The organism is Bacillus mycoides, from assembly GCF_001757995.1.
GTDB lineage: Bacteria > Bacillota > Bacilli > Bacillales > Bacillaceae_G > Bacillus_A > Bacillus_A mycoides_B.
Genome location: NZ_LXLV01000091.1, coordinates 1 through 11,004 on the forward strand (window position 1 = coordinate 1; position 11,004 = coordinate 11,004).

Below are 11,004 nucleotides of genomic sequence, written 5' to 3' on the forward strand. Positions count from 1 at the left end.
AGATGGGTATAAGAGGCGGATCCAATAGATTGAATAATATTAATGAATTCATCAGTAATGGAATATAAAAATATTGCAGCCTCAGGTCAGGCTGCCTTGGAAAGAGCAATTGTTAAGCTTGTAAAAAAAGCTATTAATCTAACTGGAATAGATAATTTGTGTCTTTCGGGAGGAGTAGCATTAAATTGTATAGCGAATAGAATTATAGCTGATTTACCAGAAGTGGATAGTTTGTACATTCAACCAGGTGCTTCAGATAGTGGGGTAAGTATTGGAGCAGCTACATGGTTTCTTGCCGAAAATGGTATAACGCCTATGTTCACTGAAGATCATGTATATTCTGGTCCGGAATTTCCTGATTCTAGTATCTTAAATATTTTAAAAAAATATAATCTATCATATATAGAATTAGGTTCTAATAAATATGATAAATGCTCCGAGTTATTAATTCAGAATAAGATAATAGGAAGATTTTCTGGAAAGATGGAATTCGGTCCTAGAGCTTTAGGAAATAGAAGCATAATAGCTAACCCTCAGAGTAGGGATATGTTAAATAAAGTAAATACCATTAAGAAAAGAGAGCAATGGAGACCATTGGCTCCTAGCATCATAGATGAAAACGCTTCTGTAGTATTAGAAGAAAAAATAAATAACCCCTATATGCTGTTAAATTCTACTGTTAAAAAAGAGGTACATCATTTAGTTCCAGCAATAGTTCATGTTGATGGATCAACAAGGGCTCAAGTAGTTACGAGGGATATGAATTCTGATTATTATGAAACAATCTATAACTTTTACCAGAAAACAGGAATTCCTGCAGTTATGAATACATCGTTTAATGTAGGAAAAGAACCAATTATATGTAACCCAAGTGATGCTATTAGGTCATTTTATGGATCAGAGATGGATGCCCTTTTATTAGGTTCATTTTTGATTCTTAAATAAAGGAGGAGAGATTTTGAGAAATAGAAATTATTCTAATCTACAGGATGAAAGGATAAAGGATTTGGTACTTAATAAAAAAAGTTATCCTTACTACCCAGAATATATACTATTAGATTTAATAAAAGAGGAAACAGTTTTTAAACGAGGAGCTTGCTCAAAGTATATTCATCATGAAGAGTTCAATACATGGCAGGACTATTTTTGTGGGGATTATTACGAAAAGCCTCAGGGGAAAAGAATTGCTTTTTTACAAGTTTGTTCTTGGGCTAAACCATATGACTTTTCATATATTGGTAAAAAAATTAGAGAAGTTACAAATAAATACCCAATGGTTCATCCAATTATTTTATCAAATGCGGGAATTATACCATATGAATACCAAATGAATCCTACTTTTTGTGCGTACGATTGGATGGAAGATATTGAGGATCCAGTAATTTATGAAGAATTAATGAAAGAATATAGGGATAAATTGATACAAAGAATTAGGAGATACCTAGAATCAAATTCATACGATGTAGTAGTACAATATGGTATACCGGTAAAAAAATATTCAATGGCTCCTGCAATTAAAGATATTTGTAAAGATCTAGGAATTGCATTTCTTTTAACCCCAGATATAGAAACATATAGAAATAATAAAGGTAAATTAGTCGAGTTAAAGGATTCAGGAGAATTTTATTGTTTAGATGAAGTTTTGAGTAGTATGGATAATTCTTTAAATAAGGTGAGTAGATATGTTGAATCTATCAATTGTAATACCAGCTTATAACGATATCAGATTGGAAAAGTGTTTAAAAAGTATTGATGAAAATGTAGAGATTGTCGTTGTCTTAAATGGTGCAACAGAAGAAGTAAAAAAAATCGCCTATTCTAGCAATGCAGTAATTGGGGAATTACCTACACCTAATTTAGCAAAAGCTTATAATTATGGAATTGAAATTTCTAGTAAAGATAATGTGTTAATTATGGATTCAGATTGTGTTTTTATGCCAGGTACCATCAATAAATTATTCAAATTATTAGATGCAGGATCTTTGGCTAAAGGAAGGGTGATGTTTTCCTTTAACAGCAAAATTGGAAAAATCATTGCACGTGCAAGACATATACATACTTGCAAAAAAAATGCATATTCACCTCCATTGGCATTTAATAAAGGAATCTTAGCGGAGGTAAATGGATATTATTTTGATGAGAATTTATCTTGGACAGAGGATTATGATTTTGATATTAGAGTTCAATCTGCAAGTCTTAAGATTTTATATGATGATAATGCAAGAATTATTCATCCAGAGCTAAGCATTAAGCAAGATTTGAAAAGTTCATTTAATTATGGGGTAGGTCATGCACGTGGGGTTTTACACAAAAAAAATGGTTATTATGAACCTAAAAATAAAACGAGGTCGATTATTAACTCATATAAGTATATCAAAAAAAAATACGGTTATTTAACTGCTTTCTATCTCATATTTTGGCAGATTGCCTTTTATAGGGGATATAAAAAAGAAATACATTAAGGAGGAAAACAATGCAGCAACAATACGATGAAATTTCTGAATTATACGACATTATCATCCCAGAACCTGATGGTATTTTTGATTTTTACAGTGGTTTGGTAAAACCAAATGATGAAGTTTTAGATTTGGGGTGCGGTACTGGTAGATTATCTTTTATTCTTGCTGAAAAAGGCGCTAATGTAACTAGTGTTGATATATCAGCAGGAATGATTGAAAAAGCCAGTAAGAAGTTAGATGAGATGCCAAATATTAAGGATAAAATAGAATTTAAGGTTTCTTCTGCTACAGATTTTAAGTCTGAAAGAAAATTTGATTTTATATTTATGTCTGGTGGTGTATTTGAATATTTACTTACACCGTCACAACAAAAATTAGCTCTTAGAAATATTAAATTACTATTAAAAGAAGGCGGGATTTTTGTTTTCGATATTATTACACCTCCAACTATTCTTCCTTATTCTAAGAGAGTGAGTGATGGAGGAAATAGCCCTATTAAAGGGGAGAATTTTAAAAATTATAAAGTTAAATCATGGGATGTCGTAAAAGCAGATCATTATAAGCAAATAGTTGAAACCACTTGTTATTTTGAGGTTTATGACATAGCAGATAATTTTTTAAGTGAAAAAAATTTTAGATTTCTTGCAAAATATACTTTACCATCCGAAATGCAGTATCTCTTAGAAATAGAAGGATTCAATATAAAAAATTTTTATGGTGATTACAATAAAAATCCTTTTGGGAGGAATAGTGAATTTATGGTGTACGAATGTAGGAAGCAAGGGGAAAATTTTAATGATATACAGTGTGAATAGACGCTTTTAAAAAAGTATATTTTTCTAGTGGAAATAAAATGTATCCAGTTAGTATACTCCAGAGTAAATAATTTTTAATTAAAATAATAGGTAAATGATTTACCTGTTCAATAAAGGTGATGCTGAATGAAGGATATAGTAAAAAAACATTTAGTTATAGCGCCACACCATGACGATGAAGTCATTGGCTGTGGTGGAACAATTGCTCAAGCTATTAGTAAGGGTGAACATATAAAAGTAATAATAATTACAAAAGGAGATTTATCTGGAGGTGTAGGGGATTTAAATGAAATTATTTCAAATAGAGAGAACGAGTGTATAAATGCTTGTAATACATTAGGAATAGAAAAAGGAAATGTTAAATTTTTAAAGAAACCAGACAGATCACTTGTGTATTCTTTAGATTTTGTGGAAGAAATTATTCACGAAATCTCAAAATATAAGCCTAATTTTATTTATTTCCCCCATGATATGGAAAGTGATAGGGATCATCGAATAGTAAATGAAGTTGTATCAGAAGCAATATTCCTGTGTCAATCAGGGTTCTTAAAAGAGAATTGTGCTCCGATGTGTTTACAGTATGAAGTATGGACTCCCATGAAAAACTATCAGGTTGTAAAAGATATTACCAGGTTTATTGAACTGAAAAAAGCATCAATTAAAAAATATGAATCCCAACTTAAAACATTAAATTTGGTTGATGGAGTTTTGGGGCTAAATTCTTATAGGGGTATGCAGGCAGGAGTGCAATTTGCAGAAGTTTTTAGAGTGGTAAGTAAGTAGTAAAAAGGAGAGAGAAGATGGATATCATTGAAATTGAAAATGTATCAAAAACTTTTGAAAGAGTAAAAATTGAAGAAGGATTAATAAACTCTTTCAAGAGTTTATTTAAAAGAGAAAAGGTCAAGGTTACTGCTTTAAGTGATGTGTCATTCAAAATAAAAGAAGGTAAAATAATAGGGCTTATTGGCGCGAATGGTGCTGGTAAGTCTACCTTAATGAAAGCAATGGTTGGGTTAATTAAACCAACTTCCGGGAGAATTTTGGTAAATGGATTTAACCCCCATGATAAGAAGAAAGATTTTTTAAAGTCAATTGGCGTTGTTTTAGGACAAAAAAATCAGCTATGGTGGGATCTTTCCCCTTACGAAACATTTTTATTACATAAAGAAATATATGAACTGTCTGATACAGAGTTTAGAAAGAATGTAGATGAATTAGCTAAAAATCTTGGGGTATCAGAAATTCTTAAATCGCCAGTAAGGAATCTATCGTTAGGAGAGAGAATGAAATGTGAATTAATTGCTTCAATCTTACACTCACCTAAGATATTATTTTTAGATGAACCGACTATTGGATTGGATTTTCTTGCTCAAAAGAATATTAGAAATTTTCTCAAGAATTATTGCAAAGAAAGAAATACAACAGTTGTAATAACTAGCCATTATTTCCCGGATATATATGAGTTATGTGAAGAATTAATAATATTAAAGAATGGAGAAGTTGTTTTTAATAACAATTTCAAAAAAATAAAAGAAGAAATTAAGAGTTATAAATATATATATCTTAGCTTTGAAAATGAAATAAATTCTCAAGATCTTAAGAAATATGGAGAAGTTAAAGAGTCGGATAAATTTAGTGTAACAATAAAAGTTCAAGATAAGTTAGTGAACGAGACCATATCTAGCATATTAAAAGAATTCAATGTTATTGACTACAATTTGACTGAAATGTCATCACAAGACCTCATTGAAGATATTTATTCAATGGAATCGACTGGAGTGAAAATAACAGTATGAAGAAGTATTTAAAACCAATGATGCTTTCATTTCAAGCGGTTTTTCAGTATCGTATGAATGTTGTATTATATATGATTTTTGGTTTAATACCGCTTGTGGCTTTAATACTATTGTGGCATTCTCTCTTTGAAACACAAAGCAATATTCAAGGTTATACTCTTGAAATGATGATTACTTATGTAATAATTGCTAAGTTAATTGAACTTTTACTAATTCCTGAAATGCACTGGTCGATAAATGAGGAAATACAATCCGGTGAATTATCAAAATATCTTATAAAACCATTTTCATATTTTGGATATTGGTTTAGTCATAATTTAGGTAACAAAATTATTCATTTACTGATGTCAGTGATACCGATAATACCGATAATATTCCTGAACAGGGATTATTTTCTTTTGCCTACTTTAAAATATACTTTCCTGTTCATTCTTTCAATAGTAGGAGCATTAATACTATATTATATGATTTATTATTTGATATCACTCTTCTCATTTTACTTTGTAGAGATATCATCCTTTTTCTTTACTGTAGATATAGTATTAGAATTATTATCTGGATCGCTTATTCCGCTTGAATTTTTACCAGCTCCGTTAAATACAATAACTCAGTTTTTACCTTTTTCATACTTAATTCACTTTCCGGTAAATGTATATTTAGGAAATTTAAGTGGCACTGAAATTGTAAATGGATTAATTTCACAAGTAATATGGTCTTTAGTTTTCTATGTCCTTATTAGAGTACTTTGGAAGAAGGGGTTAAATAAATATGAATCTGTTGGTGCATAAATATGATTAGATATTTAAAAATGTTAAAAGCAATTCTTAAAATTAATTTAAGTAATATTATGATGTATAGAGTTAACTTTTTTTTAAATATATTAGATAGCGTTGTTTGGTTCATTGTTACATTAGTATTTTTCAATAGTATATTTGATAGTTTTGGTAATATTAATGGTTGGAATACAAATGATATTTATTTGTTAATTGGAACAAGTGAGTTGATAAAATCTTTGATGTTTACTCTTTTTATTAATAATCTACCGTATATACCGAGTTTAGTTAACCAAGGAAGTTTAGATCAGATATTGTTTAAACCTATTAATAGTCAGTTTCTAGTTTCATTAAGAAAGCTTGATTTAGGGAATTTAGGGAACTGTTTACCAGCCGTGCTGTTAATTAGTTATGCATTATTACAAAAGGGAGAGAGTGTTAGTATTGTAAATGGATTTTCTTTCTTGGGTCTATTGTTTTTAGGGATTATACTCTCGTATTCTCTGTGGTTTATTTTAATGACTTTATCTATATGGTTAACCAAAGTTGAAGGTATGCATGAGTTATTTCTTGGTACTATGACATTACTTAGATACCCATCTTCCTTATATAAAGGAATAAGTCGATTTGTTTTTTTATTTGTCTTTCCTATTGTTATTGTTAGTAATATTCCAACTTATGCTTTAATTGGTCGATTAGAACTAAACGATGTATTCGCGTTAATGGGTTATTCTATTGGATTTTTTATTATTTCAATTTATTTTTGGAAGTTTGCCTTAAGATATTATAACAGTGCAAGTAGTTAAGGGGAGAATAAAATGTACTCTAATGATAAAGCAATAGTTGTTTTTAGTGGTGGACAAGATAGCACAACATGTTTATTTTGGGCAATGCAACAGTTTGCGGAGGTGGAAGCTGTAACATTTAACTACAATCAACGTCATAAGTTAGAAATTGATTGTGCAGCGGAAATTGCGAGTGAGCTTGGCATTAAACATACAGTGATAGATATGAGCCTACTAAATCAGCTAGCTCCAAATGCGTTAACAAGAATAGATATGGAGATTACACACGAAGAAGGTGAATTACCATCGACATTTGTAGATGGGCGGAATTTACTATTCTTATCATTTGCTGCTGTATTAGCAAAACAAGTTGGAGCACGTCATATTGTAACGGGTGTATGTGAAACTGATTTTAGTGGTTATCCAGATTGCCGTGACGTGTTTGTAAAATCGTTAAACGTTACATTAAATTTATCCATGGATTATCCGTTTGTCATTCACACACCACTTATGTGGATTGATAAAGCAGAGACGTGGAAATTATCTGATGAACTTGGAGCATTCGAGTTTGTTAGAGAAAAAACATTAACTTGTTATAACGGAATCATTGGTGATGGTTGCGATGAATGTCCAGCATGTCAACTTCGTAAAACAGGATTAGATACGTACCTACAAGAACGCGAAGGAGGGAATGAATAATGGAAAACTTTTTCGGATTTCGCATTGTAGAAAATTTGCAAAAAATGGACAAGGATATTCAGCGTGAGCAATTAAAATACCATAATAAAAGAGTAATGGTCAGCAAGGAATTTACATTTGATGCAGCACACCATTTGCACTGTTATGAAGGGAAATGCAAAAATTTACATGGTCATACATACAAAGTTGTATTTGGTATTAGTGGATATGTAAATGACATTGGACTTGCAATTGACTTTGGAGATATAAAAGAAATTTGGAAAAACGAAATAGAGATTTATTTGGATCATCGCTATTTAAATGAGACATTACCAGTGATGAATACGACTGCGGAAAATATGGTTGTTTGGATTTATGAAAAGATGGCGGAAGCATTAACAAAAGGGAATCGAGCAGAAGAATATAAAGGAGCTCGTGTCGAATTCGTACGTCTCTTTGAAACACCAACGAGTTATGCAGAAGTAAGACGGGAGTGGATACTCGATGAGTAAGATTCCTGTGTTGGAGATATTTGGCCCAACCATTCAAGGAGAAGGAATGGTTATCGGACAAAAAACGATGTTCATTCGCACAGCAGGTTGTGACTATAGCTGCTCTTGGTGCGATTCAGCCTTTACATGGGATGGCTCAGCAAAAGAACAAGTTAGACAAATGGCGCCAGAAGAAATTTGGAATGAACTTGTTGAAATTGGTGGAGAAAATTTTTCTCACGTTACAATTTCAGGTGGGAATCCCGTTTTGCTGAAAAATATTCAGTTTCTTCTTACTGTATTAAAAGAGAATGGAATTCGTACAGCGATTGAGACGCAAGGGAGTAAGTGGCAAGAATGGTTACTTCAAATTGAAGAAGTGACAATTTCACCTAAACCACCAAGTTCGAAGATGAAAACAGATTTTACGATGCTAGATTCTGTTATTCATAAATTAGAAAGAAAAGATTTTAGTTTAAAAGTAGTTGTATTTGAAGATTACGATTTTGAATATGCAGTAAAGGTGCACAAGCGATATCCGCAAGTACCATTTTTCTTACAAGTTGGGAACGATGATACGAAAACGGTGGATGATGCAGTGCTTATTAAAAACTTATTACAGAAATATGAACGGTTGATTGAAAAAGCTGTACGGTGTAAAGAAATGAATGATGCAAAAGTATTACCTCAACTTCATGCTTTAGTATGGGGAAATAAACGAGGCGTATAAATAAGAGCATTTTATGAATAAATTGATAAGGTGGAAATAATATATGAGCTTAAAAACAATCCAAAGTGTAGAAATAGATACTGACAAAATTGAAGTAGCAGTAAAAATGATTCTTGAAGCAATTGGAGAAGATATTAATAGGGAAGGTATTTTGGAAACCCCAAAGCGAGTAGCAAAAATGTATAAGGAAGTTTTTCAAGGTTTAGGTCAAAACCCTTCTGAACATTTGTTAAAAATATTTAATGAAAATCATGAAGAATTGGTATTAGTTAAAGAAATTCCGTTCTATTCTATGTGTGAACATCATTTGGTACCTTTTTTTGGAAGAGCCCACATAGGTTATATTCCTAATAATGGAAAAGTAACTGGGTTAAGCAAATTAGCTAGAGCTTTAGAAACCATATGCAAAAGACCACAGTTGCAGGAAAGAATAACCAATGAATTAGCAAATGTAATTTTTGAAACTTTAGAGCCAAAAGGAGTAATTGTAGTAATTGAAGCTGAGCATATGTGTATGACAATGAGAGGTGTGAAAAAACCTGGTTCAATGACTATAACTTCGTCATATAAAGGAATATTTAAAGATAATAGTACACTTCGAAGTGAAACTTTAAATTTAATAGAGAGATAGAATTATATCGATATTATGCTAAAAAAGAACATACAAAACCTATATTAAATACAAACTTGTATTCTATTCATGAGCAAACGTATAGAAGAAAGTAGACGCTCATTATCCTAGTACGTCTAATCGAAAGGCATTGCTGAAGACTTTGGCAGTGCTTTTTCTAAATCAACTTTTTGATATTTTTCATTCTGCTCACAATATCACTTTATATTTTTTGAGAATATATCCACACCTATCGGCATATATCTTAAACACAATAGATATATGAAAGGGTGAGAGTATGATTTCATCATATTCAGTAAGATACATTTTAATAACAGGTAATACTTTTATAAAAAAAGTGATTACTGTATATGCATCTTCAGCTTTCTTTGCGATTGAAAAAATCAAAAAAGAATTAGAACGCCGCTTTTCTAATCCTACAAAAATTGAAGTCTATGCAGTATAAATATTTAAAACAATTCAAACGGACAAGGTGAAACGGGATATTCGTTTAACCTTGTCCTATTTCGAATTTATTATATGTTAATTACATATTAAAATTCATCATCACCAATTAAATTTCCTACATCATTATCCTTTGTAAGTCTTTGCTTCAAGTAATTTTCTTTTGTAGTTCTATCATTTTTATGGCCAACTGCAGCTGCTATGACATGAGGTGCTAGCCCCTTATAATCATATAAGTACTGTACATAAAAATGTCTAAAGAAGTGAGGGGTAATTCGTATATTCTCTGTAAAAAGTAACTTAGTATCCTTAATAATTTTAGAAATATATTGCGACAAGTAATTCTCTTTATAAGCAGTATGGTTCTTTGTTTGAAATATAGTCCCACCATTTTTAGTCCCAATGTTTACAGGTAACCTTCTCCGGATTCGAAATGCAACAATACGATTAAAAATGTCCTTATTAATAGAAACAATCCGTTCATTATCTCCCTTTGTATCAACTGTTAAATAGTAACGTCCACGTATAGCGTCATACTCAAGATCTTCCCATTTAGCATGAGCGACTTCTGCAACACGTAATCCCGTAGTAGCCAGGACCGATAATAAAGCGTAATTGATTTCATTGTCCTTATAGTAATGAAGCAGATGCTTCACTTCCTCATATGATAACTCGCGTTTTGGTTTATGTTGTTTATTAACGGTCGTACTTAGAATCTCTACATGAAGAGGTTCCTGGATATATTGAATCTCATACAACCATTTCAAGTAAGAGCGGATTACACCAAGTTTTCTACTAATCGTAGATGCTTTGTACTTTTCTTTTGATTGATAGGAGATTGCCTCCTGGGATAACCACTTTTGGTAGTTTCGGATATGTCGTTTTCTTAAGTTCCTCCAAACTTGGCCAATTACATAATCTTTAACATCTTGCTGCAGAAATTCTGTGCTTTGTTTGATGAAAAAATAAAACTGGCTTAGATCACGTGCATATAGAGTCCTGGATGCATCCTTTATACGTTTTTCTTGGTCAAAATGTGTTTGTCGATTTAAGTAGTAGTACAATATTTCTTCATCTGAAAAACCCTCATATGTATATGAATCTTCTCTTTCGTTATTTTCCTTTTTAAATTCAGCTTCATTTATATAATCACGATTCCATAATGCAATTATGTTTGCGAAATTTTGTTTTTGTTTCTCTATATTTTCTAAAGAAGTTTCACTATGAATTGTAATCAATTCAAATTTCATTGTCATTCAACTCCTTATTAATTTCTTTTGTATCTATTATTATAACTGAATTACATTCAAAATTATTTACATATCAAAATTAAATTTTATAAAAATGAAAGTTTTATATAACCATAGAAAAACTAACATTTTCTATGGTTATATAAATC

The 11,004-nt window shown here is 31.1% G+C and carries 13 protein-coding genes and 1 pseudogene; 13 read left to right on the top strand and 1 reads right to left on the bottom strand.

Features of this window, described 5'->3' with window-relative positions; all coding sequences use genetic code 11:
• Positions 1-33: 33 nt before the first annotated feature.
• The 13 genes and pseudogenes from BWGOE10_RS28040 to BWGOE10_RS33050 all read left to right on the top strand — a co-directional run.
• A pseudogene (locus BWGOE10_RS28040) lies at positions 34-945 on the top strand (carbamoyltransferase C-terminal domain-containing protein); the annotation flags it as partial.
• Positions 946-958: 13 nt separating this feature from the next.
• A complete protein-coding gene (locus tag BWGOE10_RS28045) occupies positions 959-1,717 on the top strand; it encodes a DUF5591 domain-containing protein (RefSeq protein WP_002191891.1) in 759 nt (252 codons plus the stop codon).
• Positions 1,683-2,462 (top strand): glycosyltransferase family 2 protein, encoded by a 780-nt coding sequence (locus BWGOE10_RS28050; RefSeq protein WP_070146080.1) that lies wholly within the window; start codon positions 1,683-1,685, stop codon positions 2,460-2,462. The genes BWGOE10_RS28045 and BWGOE10_RS28050 overlap by 35 nt, the downstream gene beginning before the upstream one ends.
• Positions 2,463-2,473: 11 nt before the next feature.
• Positions 2,474-3,274 (top strand): class I SAM-dependent methyltransferase, encoded by an 801-nt coding sequence (locus tag BWGOE10_RS28055; RefSeq protein ID WP_070146081.1) that lies wholly within the window; start codon positions 2,474-2,476, stop codon positions 3,272-3,274.
• A 126-nt stretch (positions 3,275-3,400) separates the two neighbouring features.
• A complete protein-coding gene (locus BWGOE10_RS28060; protein ID WP_000652097.1) occupies positions 3,401-4,057 on the top strand; it encodes a PIG-L deacetylase family protein in 657 nt (218 codons plus the stop codon).
• A gap of 17 nt (positions 4,058-4,074) precedes the next feature.
• The gene (locus BWGOE10_RS28065) at positions 4,075-5,073 is read left to right on the top strand and encodes an ATP-binding cassette domain-containing protein (protein ID WP_016127989.1); all 999 of its coding nucleotides are present in this window, start codon (positions 4,075-4,077) and stop codon (positions 5,071-5,073) included.
• Complete coding sequence (locus tag BWGOE10_RS28070; RefSeq protein ID WP_000760370.1) at positions 5,070-5,861, top strand: ABC transporter permease; 792 nt, start codon at positions 5,070-5,072, stop codon at positions 5,859-5,861. Before BWGOE10_RS28065 ends, BWGOE10_RS28070 begins: the two co-directional genes overlap by 4 nt.
• 2 nt (positions 5,862-5,863) lie before the next feature.
• The gene (locus BWGOE10_RS28075) at positions 5,864-6,652 is read left to right on the top strand and encodes an ABC transporter permease (protein ID WP_002191888.1); all 789 of its coding nucleotides are present in this window, start codon (positions 5,864-5,866) and stop codon (positions 6,650-6,652) included.
• A 12-nt stretch (positions 6,653-6,664) separates the two neighbouring features.
• Complete coding sequence (gene queC, locus BWGOE10_RS28080; protein WP_070146082.1) at positions 6,665-7,330, top strand: 7-cyano-7-deazaguanine synthase QueC; 666 nt, start codon at positions 6,665-6,667, stop codon at positions 7,328-7,330.
• A complete protein-coding gene (gene queD, locus BWGOE10_RS28085; protein ID WP_000426941.1) occupies positions 7,330-7,821 on the top strand; it encodes a 6-carboxytetrahydropterin synthase QueD in 492 nt (163 codons plus the stop codon). Before queC ends, queD begins: the two co-directional genes overlap by 1 nt.
• Positions 7,814-8,530 (top strand): 7-carboxy-7-deazaguanine synthase QueE, encoded by a 717-nt coding sequence (queE, locus tag BWGOE10_RS28090; RefSeq protein WP_070146083.1) that lies wholly within the window; start codon positions 7,814-7,816, stop codon positions 8,528-8,530. The genes queD and queE overlap by 8 nt, the downstream gene beginning before the upstream one ends.
• A 43-nt stretch (positions 8,531-8,573) precedes the next feature.
• Positions 8,574-9,161: a GTP cyclohydrolase I FolE gene (gene folE, locus BWGOE10_RS28095; RefSeq protein WP_000054143.1), complete on the top strand. Its 588-nt coding sequence runs from the start codon at positions 8,574-8,576 to the stop codon at positions 9,159-9,161.
• Positions 9,162-9,438: 277 nt separating this feature from the next.
• Positions 9,439-9,606: a hypothetical protein gene (locus BWGOE10_RS33050; RefSeq protein WP_000625960.1), complete on the top strand. Its 168-nt coding sequence runs from the start codon at positions 9,439-9,441 to the stop codon at positions 9,604-9,606.
• Between the two features lie 88 nt (positions 9,607-9,694).
• Here the strand turns inward: BWGOE10_RS33050 and BWGOE10_RS28100 are convergent, their stop codons facing one another.
• The gene (locus tag BWGOE10_RS28100; RefSeq protein ID WP_070146084.1) at positions 9,695-10,855 is read right to left on the bottom strand and encodes a tyrosine-type recombinase/integrase; all 1,161 of its coding nucleotides are present in this window, start codon (positions 10,853-10,855) and stop codon (positions 9,695-9,697) included.
• Positions 10,856-11,004: the final 149 nt, after the last annotated feature.